Source organism: Sphingobacterium suaedae, from assembly GCF_042684625.1.
In the GTDB taxonomy this organism is placed as follows: domain Bacteria; phylum Bacteroidota; class Bacteroidia; order Sphingobacteriales; family Sphingobacteriaceae; genus Sphingobacterium; species Sphingobacterium suaedae.
In genome coordinates this window covers 44,403-62,255 of the sequence record NZ_JBHULR010000005.1, presented here as the reverse complement: position 1 = coordinate 62,255, position 17,853 = coordinate 44,403, and the positions used below count along the sequence as shown (strand labels likewise).

Annotated in this window: 19 protein-coding genes; 13 read left to right on the top strand and 6 right to left on the bottom strand. The window is 41.6% G+C overall.

What is annotated here, in order from left to right; translation table 11 throughout:
• Positions 1-10: 10 nt before the first annotated feature.
• From rplQ to ACFSR5_RS13035, 6 genes are all read left to right on the top strand, one after another.
• The gene (gene rplQ, locus ACFSR5_RS13060; RefSeq protein WP_380904481.1) at positions 11-550 is read left to right on the top strand and encodes a 50S ribosomal protein L17; all 540 of its coding nucleotides are present in this window, start codon (positions 11-13) and stop codon (positions 548-550) included.
• 268 nt (positions 551-818) lie between these two features.
• Complete coding sequence (locus ACFSR5_RS13055; RefSeq protein WP_380904479.1) at positions 819-1,952, top strand: aspartate aminotransferase family protein; 1,134 nt, start codon at positions 819-821, stop codon at positions 1,950-1,952.
• Between the two features lie 130 nt (positions 1,953-2,082).
• Positions 2,083-3,048, top strand: a complete 966-nt coding sequence (locus ACFSR5_RS13050; protein ID WP_380904477.1) for an acetylornithine carbamoyltransferase — start codon at positions 2,083-2,085, stop codon at positions 3,046-3,048.
• Between the two features lie 11 nt (positions 3,049-3,059).
• Positions 3,060-3,854, top strand: coding sequence for an acetylglutamate kinase (gene argB, locus ACFSR5_RS13045; RefSeq protein ID WP_380904475.1), 795 nt, complete (start codon positions 3,060-3,062; stop codon positions 3,852-3,854).
• Between the two features lie 9 nt (positions 3,855-3,863).
• Positions 3,864-4,664: a pyrroline-5-carboxylate reductase gene (gene proC / locus ACFSR5_RS13040; protein ID WP_380904473.1), complete on the top strand. Its 801-nt coding sequence runs from the start codon at positions 3,864-3,866 to the stop codon at positions 4,662-4,664.
• Positions 4,657-5,724 (top strand): M20 family metallo-hydrolase, encoded by a 1,068-nt coding sequence (locus ACFSR5_RS13035; protein ID WP_380904471.1) that lies wholly within the window; start codon positions 4,657-4,659, stop codon positions 5,722-5,724. Before proC ends, ACFSR5_RS13035 begins: the two co-directional genes overlap by 8 nt.
• A 42-nt stretch (positions 5,725-5,766) precedes the next feature.
• Here ACFSR5_RS13035 and ACFSR5_RS13030 read toward each other — a convergent pair whose 3' ends face one another.
• Complete coding sequence (locus tag ACFSR5_RS13030) at positions 5,767-6,237, bottom strand: Lrp/AsnC ligand binding domain-containing protein (protein WP_380904469.1); 471 nt, start codon at positions 6,235-6,237, stop codon at positions 5,767-5,769.
• Positions 6,238-6,649: 412 nt separating this feature from the next.
• Between ACFSR5_RS13030 and ACFSR5_RS13025 the strand changes: the two genes are divergently transcribed.
• On the top strand, positions 6,650-7,696 hold the full coding sequence (locus ACFSR5_RS13025) for a hypothetical protein (RefSeq protein ID WP_380904467.1): 1,047 nt from the start codon (positions 6,650-6,652) through the stop codon (positions 7,694-7,696).
• Here the strand turns inward: ACFSR5_RS13025 and ruvC are convergent.
• Complete coding sequence (gene ruvC / locus ACFSR5_RS13020; protein ID WP_380904465.1) at positions 7,693-8,256, bottom strand: crossover junction endodeoxyribonuclease RuvC; 564 nt, start codon at positions 8,254-8,256, stop codon at positions 7,693-7,695. The genes ACFSR5_RS13025 and ruvC overlap by 4 nt on opposite strands.
• Positions 8,257-8,464: 208 nt before the next feature.
• Here ruvC and ACFSR5_RS13015 point away from each other — a divergent pair, with 208 nt between their 5' ends.
• Both ACFSR5_RS13015 and ACFSR5_RS13010 read left to right on the top strand, forming a co-directional pair.
• Positions 8,465-9,439: a hypothetical protein gene (locus ACFSR5_RS13015; RefSeq protein ID WP_380904463.1), complete on the top strand. Its 975-nt coding sequence runs from the start codon at positions 8,465-8,467 to the stop codon at positions 9,437-9,439.
• 16 nt (positions 9,440-9,455) lie between these two features.
• Positions 9,456-10,556: a glycosyltransferase gene (locus ACFSR5_RS13010; protein WP_380904839.1), complete on the top strand. Its 1,101-nt coding sequence runs from the start codon at positions 9,456-9,458 to the stop codon at positions 10,554-10,556.
• On the opposite strand, the gene ACFSR5_RS13005 is transcribed toward ACFSR5_RS13010, so the two are convergent.
• Positions 10,557-11,294, bottom strand: a complete 738-nt coding sequence (locus ACFSR5_RS13005; protein WP_380904461.1) for a lysophospholipid acyltransferase family protein — start codon at positions 11,292-11,294, stop codon at positions 10,557-10,559.
• Positions 11,295-11,481: 187 nt separating this feature from the next.
• On the opposite strand from ACFSR5_RS13005, the gene ACFSR5_RS13000 reads away from it, so the two are divergent.
• Complete coding sequence (locus tag ACFSR5_RS13000) at positions 11,482-12,846, top strand: alpha/beta hydrolase family protein (RefSeq protein WP_380904459.1); 1,365 nt, start codon at positions 11,482-11,484, stop codon at positions 12,844-12,846.
• Between the two features lie 40 nt (positions 12,847-12,886).
• On the opposite strand, the gene ACFSR5_RS12995 is transcribed toward ACFSR5_RS13000, so the two are convergent.
• From ACFSR5_RS12995 to ACFSR5_RS12985, 3 genes are read right to left on the bottom strand one after another with little or no spacing between them, the layout of a single operon-like run.
• Entirely contained in the window at positions 12,887-13,597 is a 711-nt protein-coding gene (locus ACFSR5_RS12995; RefSeq protein ID WP_380904457.1) for an SDR family NAD(P)-dependent oxidoreductase, read from the bottom strand.
• A 4-nt stretch (positions 13,598-13,601) separates the two neighbouring features.
• Positions 13,602-14,516: a lysylphosphatidylglycerol synthase transmembrane domain-containing protein gene (locus ACFSR5_RS12990; RefSeq protein ID WP_380904455.1), complete on the bottom strand. Its 915-nt coding sequence runs from the start codon at positions 14,514-14,516 to the stop codon at positions 13,602-13,604.
• A gap of 50 nt (positions 14,517-14,566) precedes the next feature.
• Positions 14,567-14,881, bottom strand: a complete 315-nt coding sequence (locus tag ACFSR5_RS12985; protein WP_380904453.1) for a hypothetical protein — start codon at positions 14,879-14,881, stop codon at positions 14,567-14,569.
• A 57-nt stretch (positions 14,882-14,938) separates the two neighbouring features.
• On the opposite strand from ACFSR5_RS12985, the gene ACFSR5_RS12980 reads away from it, so the two are divergent.
• From ACFSR5_RS12980 to ACFSR5_RS12970, 3 genes are all read left to right on the top strand, one after another.
• Positions 14,939-15,505, top strand: coding sequence for a hypothetical protein (locus ACFSR5_RS12980; protein ID WP_380904451.1), 567 nt, complete (start codon positions 14,939-14,941; stop codon positions 15,503-15,505).
• 116 nt (positions 15,506-15,621) lie between these two features.
• Positions 15,622-16,773 (top strand): GDP-mannose 4,6-dehydratase, encoded by a 1,152-nt coding sequence (gmd, locus tag ACFSR5_RS12975; protein WP_380904449.1) that lies wholly within the window; start codon positions 15,622-15,624, stop codon positions 16,771-16,773.
• A 98-nt stretch (positions 16,774-16,871) separates the two neighbouring features.
• Positions 16,872-17,825: a hypothetical protein gene (locus tag ACFSR5_RS12970; protein WP_380904447.1), complete on the top strand. Its 954-nt coding sequence runs from the start codon at positions 16,872-16,874 to the stop codon at positions 17,823-17,825.
• Positions 17,826-17,853: the final 28 nt, after the last annotated feature.

Here is a 17,853-nt window from a genome sequence, read left to right as displayed (position 1 = left end):
AACTAAGAACATGAGACACGGAAAAAAAGTAAATCACTTAGGCCGCACTGACAGTCACCGTAAGGCGATGTTAGCTAATATGGCGACTTCATTAATCAAACACAAACGTATTACGACGACGTTAGCTAAAGCTAAAGCGTTGCGTACCTACGTTGAACCTTTGATTACAAAATCAAAAAGCGATACGACACATTCTCGTCGTACAGTATTTGCTTACTTAAAAGATAAAGAAGCAGTAACTATCTTATTCCGCGAGGTGTCGGAAAAAGTTGCTACACGTCCAGGTGGATATACGCGTATTATCAAGTTGGAAAATCGGTTAGGTGACAACGCGGAAATGGCGTTTATCGAATTGGTTGACTACAACGAAGTGTATGGAGCGAAAGCCGCCGCTGAAAAGAAAACTACTCGACGTCGTGGTGGCGCTAAAAAGAAAGCTACTGAGGTTGCTGTCGAGGCCACTGAAGAAGTTAAAGCGGAAGAACCGGCAGTTGCAGAAGAAGCTTCAGCTACGGAGACTCCAGCTACGGAAGAAAAGAAAGAAGATTAATCTGCTTTATTCTTTTACTGATAAAAATCCTCGACGCAAACGGTCGGGGATTTTTTTTAGTGTTCGGAGGATGTTTTATATTATATTATTGTTTTAACAAAGCGAAATTACTGTTTTCAATCTGATTGGCTTGACGATGGACGAAGGCATATTTTATCGGAAGACTTTGATAATTTTGCTTTTATATTCAAGGATTTATCGTTGTCTATAAAGGTAAATTTATCTAAGTTTGCATACAGTTTTTTGCTTCAGTCATTAATTTTAAAAAATGGACTTATTTAATGTTTACCCTATTAATCCCATCAATATTGTTCGGGCAAAAGGCTCTACAATATGGGATCACGAAGGGAATGAATACCTAGACTTGTACGGTGGTCATGCGGTAATTTCGATTGGACATACCCATCCGCACTACGTGGACACATTGACCCAGCAATTAAATCGAATTGGTTTTTATTCGAATTCTGTAGAGATTCCCATTCAAAAACAGTTGGCTAAGCAGTTAGGTGAAATTTCGGGAAAAGAAGATTATACATTGTTTCTTTGCAATTCCGGTGCGGAGGCGAACGAAAATGCACTGAAGTTGGCATCATTTCATAACAAAAGAAAGAAGGTAGTTGCATTTTCAAAATCCTTTCACGGACGGACATCACTAGCGGTGGCAGCAACGGATAACCCCGCTATTGTCGCCCCCGTAAATGAGACAGAGAATGTGGTGTTTCTGCCTTTTAATAATGAGGAGGCATTGCAGCAGGCTTTCGATCAATATGGCGCTGAGATTGCTGCGGTGATTATTGAAGGTATTCAAGGCGTTGGTGGAATACGGGAGGCATCTGCATCTTTCCTCCAACTAATCCGTAGATTGTGTGATCAATACGATTCTGTGTACATTGCCGATGCAGTACAATGTGGCTACGGGCGTACTGGCGAGTTTTATTCCCACGATTATGCAGGTGTGAAGGCGGATATCTATACGATGGCTAAAGGGATGGGTAATGGTTTTCCTATCGGCGGTATAGTTATTGCACCTCGATTTGAAGCGTCATTTGGTTTACTCGGTACCACCTTTGGTGGTAACCATTTGGCGTGTGCTGCTGCTGTGGCCGTGTTGGATATCATAAAACAGGAAGAATTGCTTGAGAATGCCCGGAAGGTAGGTGAATACCTAATACGACAAGTAAAAACCCTTGATAAAGTAAAAGAGGTACGCGGTAGAGGGCTTATGATCGGCATTGAGCTTCCGGAAGAATTGAATACAGTAAAGAAAGATCTCCTCCTTAAAAACCGTATCTTCACGGGTGAGGCAAAGCCAAACGTGATCCGTATATTACCGGCGCTTAATATTACTAAGGAAATCGCGGACAGATTTTTGGACGCCTTGGACGAGCGCCTGAAAGCATAGGGAAGAGACGTACTGGAGTACGATTTTTATAAAATAGAAATATAGAATTCGGTAGGACGAGTGGTGTGGTGTATCATGTTATTTAGGAAGAGAGAAACGCACTCAACATGCCAATAAATTGATAGTGTATATGAAAAAATTTTTCTCTGTGGCAGACGTTGATAACTTGGGAACTGTCGTCGAAGAGGCACTGGCTATAAAAGCGGCACCTTATGCTGAGGAGCAATTGGGAAAGCACAAGACCTTAGGACTTGTTTTCTTGAATCCGAGCTTGCGGACACGTTTAAGTACACAAAAGGCGGCCATGAATTTGGGAATGCAGGTGATGGTCATGAATATGGATAAAGACGGCTGGGCGCTGGAAACGCAAGATGGTGTGGTGATGAATGGGACGACGGTGGAACATATTCGGGAAGCTGCTGCCGTAATGGGCGAGTATTGCGATATTCTTGGATTACGCTCCTTCCCGAGTCTGAAAGATAAAGAGGCTGATTATACAGAAGACTTGTTCAATAAGTTTGTGAAATTCTGCGGTGTGCCGGTTGTCTCACTCGAAAGTGCTACGCGTCATCCTTTGCAGAGTTTGACAGATTTAATTACCATCACCGAACATAAGCGCGTAGATAGGCCAAAAGTGGTTCTGGCGTGGGCTCCGCATGTCAAAGCCCTGCCCCAAGCAGTACCGAACTCGTTCTCGGAATGGATGTGCCAAGCGCAAAAGGAAGGGTTAGTTGATTTTACGATCGCACACCCTATGGGGTACGAACTGAGTAAAGAATTCACGCCAGGTGCGCAAATATCCAATAATTTAGAGGAAGCCCTTCAGGGAGCTGATTTCGTATACGTGAAGAATTGGTCTTCGTTTGTAGATTATGGTGCGGTGTATCCAGTTGCGCAAAACTGGATGATGGACAACGAGAAGTTAAAGCTGACTAATGACGCGAAAGTAATGCATTGTTTACCGGTGAGACGTGATTTGGAACTTTCCTCAGAGATCTTGGATGGGCCGAACTCGTTGGTTATTAAAGAAGCAAGCAATAGAGTGTGGGCTGCGCAAGTAGTCCTAAAAAGAATGTTGGAAGATTTAAGGAAATAGCAGGAAAATCGATGGGAAGTGTGTTGAACATTATTAAAATTGGAGGAAATGTTATTGACAATGCCGAGCAACTCGAGCAATTCCTGGAAATGTTTGCCGCGTTGCAAGGCAAGAAAATATTAGTACATGGGGGAGGCAAGATCGCTACCCGGGTTGCTTCGGACTTAGGGATAGAAGCTAAGATGGTAGACGGCAGGCGCGTAACTGACGAAGCCATGCTCGATGTGGTTACGATGGTGTATGCCGGTCTGACTAATAAAAAAATCGTGTCGTTGTTGCAAAAATTTGATTGCGATGCATTGGGACTGAGCGGTGCAGACGGTAACGCGATCAAAGCAGTGAAGCGCCCTGTTAAGGAGGTGGATTATGGACTTGTGGGGGATATTTTGGTGGATTCAGTGAATGCCCTTAGTATCAAGAAGTTTTTGGAAGCTGGGTTTACCCCAGTTTTTTCGGCGATCACGCACAATGGCTTGGGGCAGTTGTTAAACACGAATGCAGATACCATCGCTTCGGCTTTAGCGGTTTCCTTATCGAAAATTTACGAAACCCGATTGATATATTGCTTTGAGAAGAATGGGGTCCTTCGTGATGTAGAAGATCCGACATCGGTCATACGAATCATAAAAGCCGGGGAATTTCAGGAGCTAAAAAGCAGTCGGACAATTTACGAAGGAATGATACCGAAATTAGAGAATGCGTTTCATGCTATTGGCAAAGGAGTTAAAAATGTCTATATTGGCAATGCATTAAACCTACACCTATATCAACAAGGGGAGTTTGGCACCTGTCTAGTATCCAAATAAATACCTTACATGAGTAAAATAACGATAATCGGTAGTGGAAACATAGGATTTTCATTAGCCAAAGGATTGGTGAAATCGGGACAATTCGATCCCTCGGCGATTACTTTGACGCGTCGGTCGATTGCGGCGCTTAAAGAGGAGGCGACCTTAGGATTTGCTGTCAGTGATAACAACTCCGAAGCAGTGGTTTCGGCGGATATCGTAGTATTGGCCATATTGCCTCAGCAGTTAAGAAAGGTTATGGAAGAAATCAAGCATGTGCTAACAAAGAACCAGGTTATTGTGTCAGTTGTGTCAGGTGTGACGTGCGCTGATGTAAAACAGGTCTTGGGAATCGACAAATCGGTGGTTCGTGCGATGCCAAATACGGCAATTGCGATTGGTCAATCCATGACATGTATCGCTACAGACGATGCGGCGGAAGAAAAAGTATCTATGGTAGAACGTCTTTTTGAGTCTGTAGGATCGGTTGTTGTTATTCAGGAAGATTTAATGACATCCGCGACAGCCTTGTGCGCTTGCGGTATTGCTTTCTTTTTGCGCGCTATCCGAGCAGCTTCACAAGGCGGTGTGGAAATCGGTTTCCATGCGCACGACGCGTTGAAGATGGCGGTTCAGACAGCAAAGGGGGCTGCAGATTTGTTATTGCAAACACAGAATCATCCCGAAGGAGAAATTGACAAGGTTACATCTCCAAAAGGTTGTACGATTGCAGGGCTTAATGAAATGGAGCACAATGGATTCAGCTCTGCCTTCATAAAAGGTATCAAATTGTCCGCAAAAAAAGCTGGAGGATTGTACAATGATTAGAGACATCGGCAGTTTATATGCAGACGCATTGGAGCTGTTGAAACAATTGATTGCTATACCTTCGTTTAGTAAGGGAGAGAGTGACACAGCAGATTTGTTGTGTCATTTTTTTGAAAAGCGGGAGATCCCATATCAGCGTATTGGAAATAATATCTGGGCCTATAATAAACATTTCATTGAAGGAAAACCGACTATTTTACTGAATTCTCACCATGATACTGTCAAACCGAATGCTGGTTATACGCGCGATCCGTTCTTACCCACGGAGCAAGAAGGAAAGCTTTTTGGACTAGGAAGCAATGATGCTGGCGGCTGTTTGGTATCCTTAATTGCTGCCTTTTTGTTTTATTATGATGAGGATCATCTAGCGTACAATATTTGTCTGTTAGCCTCAGCCGAAGAGGAAATTTCGGGAAAGAATGGGGTAGAAAAGGCTTACCCACAGTTAAGGACAGTCGATTTTGCGATAGTAGGAGAGCCTACTTTACTGGATCTAGCTATTGCTGAAAAAGGTCTTATGGTATTGGATTGCAAAGCTCATGGTTTAGCGGGACATGCGGCTCGGGAGGAGGGGGAGAATGCCATCTATAAAGCGCTTGAGGCTATTGAGTGGTTCAAAACATTCCGTTTTCCAAAAGAATCTGCGTTTTTGGGGCCTGTTAAAATGTCTGTGACGCTTATTCATTCGGGATCGCAACATAATGTAGTTCCGGCGTCATGTACATTTGTGGTCGACGTGCGCACCACTGATGCGTATACGAACCAGCAGGTGCTTGACGTGATTCGACAGCATGTGCAAGTCGACGTTTTTCCAAGATCGACGCGACTTAATCCATCGGTTATTTCGATAGACCACCCTGTTGTACAAGCTGGAATATCGTTGGGAGCGAAAATATACGGAAGTCCGACAATGAGCGACCAGGCTCTATTGCCTATTCCGTCTTTGAAAGTGGGGCCTGGCGATTCAGCACGATCTCATTCAGCAGACGAATTTATATACCTACATGAAATACAGGATGGAATCCGATTTTATGTAGACCTCCTTGGCAAGATTCTTTAAAAAAACAAGAAAGGCGATAATATTATCGCCTTTCTTGTTTTTTTAAAGTGTTATTTGTCGTTTTATACTTTCTTCTAACGATATAATCGTTTCTGTACGTTGTATTCCTGTTAAAGCTTGTATATCTTCGTTCAAAACTTTGCGAAGATGTGCCGTATCACGGCATACAATTTTGGCAAACATACTATATTGTCCGGTACAATAGTGCAATTCGACTACTTCTTTTATTTCCTGTAGTTGTTTTACGGCGTCGGAATATTGTGATCCCTTCTCGAGATAGATTCCTAGGAAGGCAGTAATATCAAATCCGACCCTTTGGGGGTTTATAATTAACTCAGAACCTTTGATTATTCCTAATTCTTCCATTTTTTTCATGCGAACATGAATGGTTCCTCCTGAAACTATTAGTTTTTTTGCTATTTCTGTGTATGGAATTGATGCGTTTTCCATTAAAATAGACAAAATTTGAATGTCTAAATTGTCTAAATCGTAATTTGAATACTTTTTATCCATAAAAATGGTGTTTTGTGTTTAATTTTCTTGCTATTTTTTGTAAAATAAATAAAAATCAAATAAAATTTGCAGTTTTTTTATAATATATATATGTTTGTATTAACAAAACGGGGTAAAAAATGAAAGTTTTGTTAAAATTAGCATGTTACTTCCCTCAAAATAACATAGGTTTATAATTGGTTAGCGTAGAAGCTCCTCGCCCGGGGAGCTTCTTCCTTTTTATGGCTTTCCAATATCCAACCAGCGTCCATGCAAAATTTATTTTTTTTGTAAAATTACTAAGTATTTTTGGAATATGATTTTACGATTTGTAATAAATAATCTATTTATTGTAAATGTTTCATTTTTGATACAGTAGCTGAACGGCGTTTTGTGAAATTGGAATTTGATTACCTTTATGCGAGGAGGAATTATGGAAAAGATTGACGATGTAACGATCTCAAGGAAAAAACCTATTTATCCGGTAGGAACCGGGTTGAGCAAATATTTGCGTATTTATCAACGAGATGCTAAATTACCCGTGAGGTATGGCGATCTACTTGAATTTACGGAGACTGTACCTGTAATGGACAAGAATGGAAATGATACTTTTTGGGAAACTCCGCTCTATCCTCCCCACCTGTTAGACCAGTTGTATGAGGGGCTGAAGGTGGTTTATGCCATCCTAAAGGCATCAGGGAATACTCGCATTGTGGAGCACAAGATTATCGATCGTATTGAATATTGCGCCTTTGGTAATACCAAACCCTTTCGTGTACGCATCATTAATAGATTGAATGATGTATACGATTATTTTTATATCAAACAGGCGGATGCTTCTCGGATTTATGGTTTGGAGTTGGAAGAAATCTTATCGCCCAATCAGGTTAATTATTTAGTAGATCGCGATACGTTAGTGGAAGAGCATATCGTCGGTATCCCAGGAGACGTGTTTAGTAAAGGTGGGATCTCAAATCCTGACTATAATCAGACACGTATAGCAAAAGAATTTGTGAAGTTTAACGAGCGGTGTATTATATCGTTGTTAGGAGATATGCGTTCCTATAACTTCGTGATGCAGATTACACCTGATTTCGACGATTTTCAATTTCGGATCCGAGCTATCGATTTTGATCAGCAATTTTATGAGGGGAACCCGAAGGTGTATATGCCACAATATTTTAAAGAGAATTTGCCTTATGTTAAACTTGCCATGGGGCATTTAAATGAAAAAACAGTGCTCCAATACCAACAGGAGGAACGATCATCCATTGTGCATCGTGTACGAAGCGAACGCCATCGGATCAAAGATTTGCGGGATGCTTCCCAGTTGCAGGCACTATCTACTGCCGAAAATATTGATCGACTACGCGACGGATATGCCCGCTTCTATGAAAACGAAGCATACTACCGTTGTAAGACCATGACGGATATCGTGGAATTAAATGTAAAAAATGTAATTCGACAAGTAAAGCTTTAGCGGATACGTTTCTGGTTGTCTTTTACGAATGCTTCCCAGCCGGAATAACTCTTGCTATTTGTCGATGTATTTTGTTGGAAGGCATGACACACAGCTACGGCAAGGCCATCAGTAGCGTCGAGAAATTCAGGGGTCTCGTTAAATTGTAGTATGGTTTTTAACATGGCAGCGACTTGCTCTTTGCTTGCATTTCCACTGCCTGTGACGGATTGTTTAATCTTCCGTGGTGAATATTCGAATATAGGGATGTCTAAACTCAACGCTGCGGCCATTGCAACCCCCTGAGCTCGGCCTAATTTTAGCATGACCTGAACGTTTTTACCGTAAAATGGGGATTCTAACGCTACGCAGTCTGGCTTGTACTCATCCATCAGAGCCGCTGTTTTTTTAAAGATGCGCTGCAGCTTCAAGGCATGATCATCTAGGTGACCCATCTTTACTACACCAAGAGAAATCAGTGTTAGTTTTTGTCCAACCTGCTTCACAAGACCATAGCCTAAAATGACTGTTCCAGGGTCTATTCCTAAAATAATCCGCTCTTTCGACTTTTCACGCTGCATACTGCAATATTACGATTTTAAGACGGGAATATCATGAAAGAGCACTGGTGCGGCATTCGCATATTTGTCGTTACATTATCATACTTTAGCGCGAGCCGGTTTTCGTTATATATGGAGATAAGTCAATTGAGAAAGGCAGAGATTATAGACCTTTTCGCCGTTAAGATTTCGTTAAAAATTAGTAACATTGTGCTTTTATTTTACATAATTGACAAAGCAGCAAAAGAAATATTTGAATCTCGGAATCAAACTAGCCATCGTTGGACTGGCGATGTGGTTCATTTTTTCGAAAGTCAATAATCAGAAGAATCTACTAGAGTTTAAGTCTCTTATTCAAGCTATCCAACCCTGGGTTGTGCGCGCTACATTGTCGGCTGTAGTGCTGATGATGTTACTGAATTGGGCGGTGGAGGTTATAAAATGGAAATATCTGAGTAAACGTATTGAGCAAATTAGTTGGTGGACAGCAATACGGTCGGTTTTTTGCGGTTTGACATGGGCTATTTTTACTCCAAATCGCATTGGAGAGTATGGAGGAAGGGTGCTGCTATTGAAGCCGCATAACAGGGCATCAGGCGCGGTAGCCATGGGGGTAGGACTTTTCGCCCAGTTAGTGTTGACGAGCGTCTTTGGCGCACTCAGTATTGCTTGGTTTGTAGCTACGTTTCTTCCCACGCCGGCTGCGGTTAAATTTGGCATCTGGCTCTTGGCAATCATTTATGCTTTCGCTTTTCTTATTCTTTATTTTAATGTGCAATGGGTGGACTATCTCGTTGGAAGATTTCGTTTTCTGCAAAAGATTCGACCTTTTTTTACCATTTTAGAGGACTTTACAGCACAGGAACTCTTCCATGTATTAATGTTATCTTTGGCACGCTTTGCGATTTTTACGTCACAGTATATCCTTTTAATGATAGTGTTTCTTCCAGAAATGCCGTTCTTATCTATGGTTTTAATGATTTTCATATTATTTTTTGTTCAATCTGCTGTACCATCCTTAGATATTTTTGATTTTAGCGTCCGAAGTTTCGTTGCGAGCAATTTATACAGTTATATTACAACGCAGGATATTGCAGTAATGGCTATCGTCTCTTGTATCTGGTTTGTTAATCTTATTTTACCTGCTATCGTTGGTTCTGTTTTCGTTTTTAATGTAAATTATGTCGGTGGTAATAAGTCTTAACATTTTTTTGATTGTGATGATGCTCGTGTATATTGTGCTCGTTTTGTATATGCGAAACGGCTGGTATAAGATTAAGTCATTTGACAGGATGCAACATGCGGTGCATACGAGAGTGTCCGTGCTGATTGCAGCAAGAAACGAAGGAGACAATATCGGCAGAACACTGGATTGCATTATAGAACAGAACTTTCCCAAGGACTTGCTGGAAATCATTGTTGTCGATGATCATTCGACAGATGATACAGCAGCTGTAGTCCGCGCGTATGCGGATAAAGGAGTGGCACTGTTGCAGCTTAGTGAGGGGGATAAACTGAATTCGTATAAGAAACTCGCCATTACAAAGGCGATAGCGAGGGCCACGGGGGAGCTGATCGTGACTACGGATGCCGATTGTCGGATGGGGAAAGAATGGTTGGGTACCGTGGTGTCTTACTTTGAAAAAACAGACGCATACATGGTGTCTTCACCGGTAGTTTATTCAGAAGAAAGTAAATGGTTTGAACGCCTACAAACGTTGGAATTTCTGTACCTCATTGGACTTGGTGCCGCTGGTATAGGAAATGCCAGTCCAACAACTTGTAATGGGGCAAATCTCGCCTATCGTCGCGATATTTTTTTTGAGATGGGGGGATTTAACGGCATTGATAATCTAGCGTCAGGAGATGATGAATTATTTCTGCACAAGGTTGCGCAGCGATTCTCGAGTAGGATCAAATTCTGTAAGTCCAAAGCCGCCATCATTTATACGGATGCAAAACCAACGCTTGCTTCCTTTATCAGTCAACGCCGACGGTGGGCCTCAAAAAGCACCAAATACAAGGATAAGCGCGTTGTTTGGTTAGGTATCAGTATCTGGTTGTTTAATGTCGCGCTGCTTAGTGGTTTGGTTATTTTTTTCGTCGATTTGCCAGACGTACATCAATTGTTTTTAACAGCTTTAACGTTGAAAATAATTGCAGAATATATTTTTATACGTCCGTTGTGTGTGTTTGCGGGACGAAAAGAGTTGTTATGGAATCTTCCTTTACTGTCACTGGCTCATGCCATATATCTGGTGTATATTGGCGTGGCTGGCAATGTGGGCAAATACGATTGGAAAGGAAGAAAGGTAAACTGATTACCCTTCGACTCTCTGTTTAATCACTTCTTCTGCATATTTAACAATTTCCTCGACATTCAATCCCGATGTGTTTATCGGATCTAATACCTCCCAGCTCATGGAAGTAAACGGACGCAAGGGGAACATCCCATATCGTACCATGAGATAAGACCCCTTGATAGCTATTGGAACGACTAGCGCCTCCGGATTTTTCTTCAGTAACGTGGCTATACCGCCAACAGAAAACGGTTTCATCTTACCTGTTTTCGTTCTTGTACCTTCTGGAAAGATAAATGCTGACCAATTTTTGGTTTTCATGTTGTTTGCCAGTTTTAATATCTCAGCAATGGATTGTTTCGCATCTTTGCGGTCGATATTGGCTGCACCGCCGTGTACGAGGTTAAACGATATGCTAGGGATGCCAGCTTTTGCCAATTCAATTTTTGAAATAAATTTGCCGTGATATCGCCGTAAAAAATAGATCATCGGAGGGATATCGAAAGTACTTTGATGGTTTGCCACGAAGATGATTGGCCGGCCGGCGGGAATGTTTTTGTTGTCAATGAATTGTGTACGGTTAAATAGGGTATAATTGCAAGCGACTAAAAAACCATTGAGGAGATCTACGCTCTTCTTGTGCGCCTTATAGCCCCCAAGCTTGAGACAGAGCCATTGTAAGGGATGAAAAAGCAGAAGCGACAGCGAAAAACATATGTAAAAAATGGGCGATAAGATAAAGCCAATAAGTTTTCTCATATTTTAAAATTTGGCAAATATACGATTTATGAAATTATGGTTCTAGTCTTTACAGGCAGGTGAGCCACCTTTTGTTTTATTGTTGTCTTTCATAAAGATAGGCAGTTTTAATGAAACCTTGGCATAGGTGGACAAAACATCTGTACTTATTGGTATTAGTTTTGTATAATACTGAATAAAAGATAAAATGACGTATATAAAGGGGGCGTTCGTTTTTGTGTTCGCATTATTTCAATCGTGTTGGGGATACGGGCAATTGTTAAACGAAAGCTGGAAAGGACATATTAACGTGCAACAAACACAATTACCATTGATTTTTCATCTAAAGCAGAACCAAGGCCGGTGGAGCGGTACGTTAGTGAGCCCTGCGCAGTCTTCTGGTCATATAGCGTTGGATGATGTTTGGGTAGAGGGGGATTCGATCCGTCTGACGGTACGAAAACTTGGCTTATCATTTACAGGGAGACGTACAAAGGAAGCAACGATCGAAGGTGTTTTTTCCCAAGGCGCATTGCGTAGCACCTTGATATTGGATCGCTTCATCGAGAAAAAACGGCTGCGCCCCCAAACCCCCGAGCCACCATATAGCTACGACACGATTAATGTGCAGTTTAAAAATAAGTTTGATGAGACACGACTAGCCGGTACTATCTCTAAACCGAAGGGTAGAGGTGTTTTCCCTGCTGTTGTTTTGGTTACCGGAAGCGGGCCGCAGGATCGCGACGAAACAATTGAGGGGCACAAGCCGTTTAAAGTGATTGCGGATTACCTGACCAAGCGTGATATTGTCGTTTTGCGTTATGACGAACGGGGGGTGGGACAATCGGACGGTAACTACACACTGGCAACTATTGGCGACTTTAGCAAAGATGCAATGGCGGCTGTAGAATTTCTTCGTAAACGGAAAGAGGTAGATGCCTCAAGAGTGGGTATTGTAGGGCATAGCGAAGGCGGACTTATAGCATTGCTTATTGCGGGACAATCTTCCGTTAAAGTAGATTTTATAGGTCTTCTGGCGGCACCAACAATCCCCATCGATTCATTAATGCTGCTGCAAGCCTATGAGATTGGCCGAGCATCGGGAATGTCTAGGGCCGAATTGAACCGCGCAAAAGTAATTAATAGACGAAATTTTACAACGGTAAAAAGTAATTTAAACGACCAGCAGGCATATGAACAAATTTTGGACAATATGTCGTCGATTTTTCCAGAACCATCGCAACATCAAAGGAATGAGTTTAAGATGCTTGTTTTACCTTCCTATCGCTACTTTATGCGTATTGATCCAGTGCCTTTTATCCAAAAAATTAGGATACCTGTATTTGCTGCTTTTGGAACGAGAGATGTACAGGTACCGTTTGCTCCAAATTCAGAAAGTTTAACGGATAACTTGCCTGAGGGAACTGCAAAAGAGCTTAAGGTATATACGGGATTGAATCACCTTTTTCAGCATGCACAATCGGGGTCAGTCAATGAGTATGCAGAACTAGAAGAAACATTTGATACCGATGTCCTGGAGGATCTGGGAAGATGGATCCATACATTAAATTAGGAAATGCCTCCGGTACCGTTAGATAGAGAGGCATCTTAAATTAGGGCGTCGTGTTTGCTACAGGTAAAATCTTACCGTTATAATATTTGTGTCCATTCTGAGCAAACTCAGCAACATAACGCCCCATCTCAAATGCAAGCGTTCCTGCTTCTACGCCTGGAAAAGCTTCTTCAAACATTTCGGTTTGTGACGATCCGAGCGCAAGACAATTCACGCTGATGTTCAAATCACGGAATTCTTCGGCAAGGCATTCGGTTAAAGTGGCTAATGCACCTTTGCTTGCCGAATATGCAGCTAGTCCCGGGAATTTCGCTGAACCTTGAAAACCACCCATACTTCCGATATTAACAATATGCCCACCATTTTTCATCAAAGGTACAATATGTTTTATCATGTTGACTTGCCCTAGAAGGTTTGTTTGAAATACTTCTGCAAAATCTTCTAGTGTTGTTTCTAGGAAAGGTTTATTGATTAACATGCCGGCGTTATTGATCAAGATATCTACGGTTTCAAATTTGGATTGAATGAACGGAACAAGTGAATCTGCATAATTATCGTAAAAAATATCGAATTGTGCTGGATAGAGGGTTCCCCCTTCTGGATTTAGTGAGGTTGAGATTTCATGAAGCTTTCGCAATTTGTCTGCCGAGCGAGCGAGCGCGATCACGTTATTCTCTTTTTTTGCGGTCAGATCTAAGACGCTTTCGAAGCCTATGCCGCTGCTTGCGCCGGTAATGATAATATTTGCCATGGATTTATTCTTCTTTTTCTAGTTCTTCTTCTACTTCTGTAGCGGAGGGCAACTTGTCTGTGCCTAGTCGCTGCGGCCTGATTATATAATAAACGCCGGACGACGCCACTAGTAGAGAAATCACATAAAATGTTATGCTAACAAGTACAGCTAGATGGGCATCGAGTTGAAAATATGTCGCGCCGAATGTCATCATCGATTCGCGTAAGCCCACACCTCCCAAAATGGAGGGGACAATTGCTACTAAAGATGATAACAGGAATATTAATAGATACGGTGAGAATTTTCCTTCGAAATTTAGCGCGTATAAAATGGATATGGCACTTAACGTTTGAAAGCTCTGAACAGCCAAGGCTTTAATATGTGTGCGAATAAACTTCGTGATAAACTCCCTAAAAAACAGGCGTAAAAAGTAAAGGTAAGAGGCGGTGCCAACAAGCAGTATACCGATGGTGACCGTATTGGGTATGGCTAGTCGCGGCATAAAAATAATCAAGCAGCCGGTTATCATGGCTAGCGCCCAAAGTCCACTCAGCCTATCAAAAAAGACGGCACTCAGAACCCGCCTACCCTTAACGGGATAGTTCTTTTTTAGGAAGTAAATTTTATATCCATCACCGCCTATGCCACCTGGCAAAAAAAAGTTATAAAGTAGTCCCAACTGATATAGTCGAAGATTATAGCGCTCAGATAGGTTCAGGCCAATAACATTCAGAAAGCTGTTTAAACGCGAAGAAGCTATAACTTGAGAGATCATGTAGCACAGCATGGCCAATAAGAGATACATTGGGTTGGAAGTTTGCCAAGCTTCTTTCAATTCGTGGAGAGAGATCTTTTGGGAAACCCAGTACAACGCGCCACAGGTGATTATAATCTTGAGTGCGTGTTTTAGGATTGACCAATATTTATTTTTTTTCATGATGTTGTAATGGTACGGCAAAATTTTCTGTCAGCAAAAATCAATGAAGGCTAAAAAATCGATAGAACGCGGGTGTAAAATAGGATCAAGTAAAGACAGACAAATAAGCCTGATAAGGTCAGCAGCCAGTTGTACTCGATTTTTGTATACCTGTTTTTGAGGACTACAACCAGTAGTACTAGAAATGTCAAAAGAAGGAGAAGTGGGGCAGCGATTGCCCAAGGCGAAGAGAATGAAACCTGCTTGCTCATGATGGCAGAATTTGTAAAATAAATAATAATGGGTAGAGCAAGGAGAATAATGGTGATCCTAAAGACGGCCTTGGCGACAATTTTGCTTATGGTATGATTTTTGGATGGACTCATCAACGCAAAGTTTTATATTTGCGAATATACTCAAAATCGAAAACTAAATTTTACATTATGCGAAAACATATCTTATCCGTATGCACACTGTTTGCTTTGGTCATGTTACTGGCTTCTTGTGGAGCTCAGAAAAAATCGGGAATGGGAACGAATAGTAGCGGATCAACTTCAGCCGGCACAGATGGGCCATCTGCCTCTCAATGGAGAAGCGGCTTAAAAGGGAAATGGGTGTTGAATTCCGTGGATAGAGAGGATATTCCGGCAGCTTATACCATAAAAAACATCTTTGATGAAGCTCCTGTAGATTGTTTTCTGGGTAGTGTGTGGACGCTTCCGGGAGGTAACTACCGCGGTAATATAACGTTTAACGCTGCAGGGACACTTTGTGCGGATGGGGCTGTAAGAACGATCGTATGGTCTGTTTACGATTCAAAAGCAAATGATCAGCATCCCCAATTCCAATTTAAAAAGATCTACTCGGGCGAGAAAGCTGCAAATGTAACAAGTGGTTACCGATTGAATCTTTCTTATTCTGATGGACAATCGTTGGTTATGCGAATGCCGATACCCCTTGATAATGGTACAGGTAATTTAGTGTTTAACTTTACGCGCGTGCAGGAGTAATTATCAGAATATAGTCTAACGAAAGCTACGGTAACGTAGCTTTTTTTGTTTTGCGGTACCGCAGATAATTGCGCCAAAAAACTTAAATATTTCTAAATTTGCCTAATATTGAAAATATGGACACAAACAAACCGAAAATAGCGTTCGTAACAGGTATTACCGGGCAAGATGGTGCTTATCTGGCAGAATTCCTCTTAAGAAAAGGGTACATCGTGCATGGTCTGAAAAGACGCTCATCTTTGTTCAATACGGACAGAATAGATCATTTGTACCAAGATCCGCACCTCAGCCATCGTAATTTTATTTTGCACTATGGTGATTTAACCGATTCAAGTAATCTGATTCGCATCATCCAAGAAATACAACCAGATGAAATTTACAATCTAGCGGCTCAATCACATGTTAAAGTGAGTTTCGATACACCTGAATACACAGCAAATGCAGATGGTATTGGTACTTTACGCATTTTAGATGCGGTTCGTCTACTTGGGTTAGCGAAGAGAACGAGAATTTATCAAGCATCGACATCGGAGCTGTATGGACTGGTTCAGGCGGTGCCACAAACTGAGACGACCCCGTTTTATCCCCGTAGCCCCTATGCGGTCGCTAAACTCTATGGTTACTGGATTACGGTAAATTACCGCGAAGCTTATGGCATGTATGCCTGCAACGGTATTCTTTTTAATCACGAGAGCCCCGTGCGTGGGGAAACTTTCGTGACGCGGAAAATCACGAGAGCGGTGGCCAAAATAGCTTTAGGTCTGCAGGATAAATTGTACTTAGGTAATTTGTCGGCACAGCGGGACTGGGGACATGCGAAAGACTATGTAGAGGCTATGTGGCTGATTTTGCAACAGGAACAGCCGGAAGATTTTGTAATCGCTACGGGGGAGACAACGACGGTTCGCGACTTTGTGAGGATGGCGTTTGCGGAATTAGGGATTGACGTTGAATTTAGTGGAAAAGACACTGCAGAAAAAGGGGTAATTATAGACCGTGATGAAGAAGTGCTGCGTCGCCTTAATATCCCTGCGGAAAATATTAAATTAGGACAAACGGTCGTTAAAGTCGATCCTCAATATTTTAGACCAACGGAAGTGGATTTGTTAATAGGCGATCCCTCAAAGGCGAAAAACAAGCTGGGTTGGACGCCCAAATATACATTATCAATGCTTGTAAAAGATATGGTTGACAGCGATTTACAATTAATGCGGAAAGAAGAATATCTTAAAAAAGGCGGTTTTACTACACTGAATTATTTCGAATAATTTCTCATTTTGTTGAAGATGAGACTTGGAATAGTTTTTGTAGTAGTAACGTGTTGTTAATATTAATGTTACGTTGCCGTACATATGATTAGAAGATAATGTATAAACAGGAAGATATAGAGAAGGTGGAATCATCCAGTTCAGCGAAAAAATATCAAGAAGAGCCGTTGAAACGAAATAATTCGAAGGTGTATTTCTTCATCATCGCGATCGCAGCTTTACTTGCCACGAATATTTACTTTTATGTAAAGTACAGATCATCCGGTGAAAAGCTATATACAATGGCGATTCAGAAGCAAGATTTACAAATTGAAATTGACCGGATTGAAGCAGAATTGGATAACCTGGTCGCCTTAAAATCGTCCGATGTAGATGCATCTTTGGAAGCTTCCGAAGAGCGGGCTCGCGAAGCAATAAGTGGTCTGCGGATGAAGCTAGAGAACCAAACTGTTACGGAAGCGGATATCTTGGCAGCAAAAAAGGAAGTTGCTCAGTTAAAAGGTGATGTGTCGGTATTACGTACTAGCTTAAATGAGCTAAAAATGCGAAATGAGCTCTTACAAAGGGAAAATATGGATCTTAGCGACCAAGTTTCGACGACAGGTAAGAAGATAGACGCATTGTCTCAAGAAAACAACAACTTAAAGGACAAGGTTATTGCTGCATCGGCATTAAAAGTTTCAAATATTCAGGTCAACGGTATTTCAGTTTCTAAGAAAGGCAGTATCGAGACCGAAACGAGAGCAAGACGCGTAGATCAGCTGCAAATTTTATTCTCTATTGCAGACAACACTTTGGCAAAAGGGGGGAATAAAGAAGTTTTTATTCGGGTTATTGACCCTTCCGGTAATCTCTTTGGTGATGCCAATAATATCTTTTACGTACATGGGGAGAAGCTTCAGTATACATTTAAAGATGTTATAAATTTTACGAATAATGGTGAAGAATATCAATTCTTATGGCCGTTAGACAAATTTAAGAAAGGCGCGTACACGGTTTTGTTATATAATGATAATGCCATTATGGGACGAGCCGGAGTCGTGTTGAAATAAGTAAACTATGTAGAAAAAGAAACAGCGA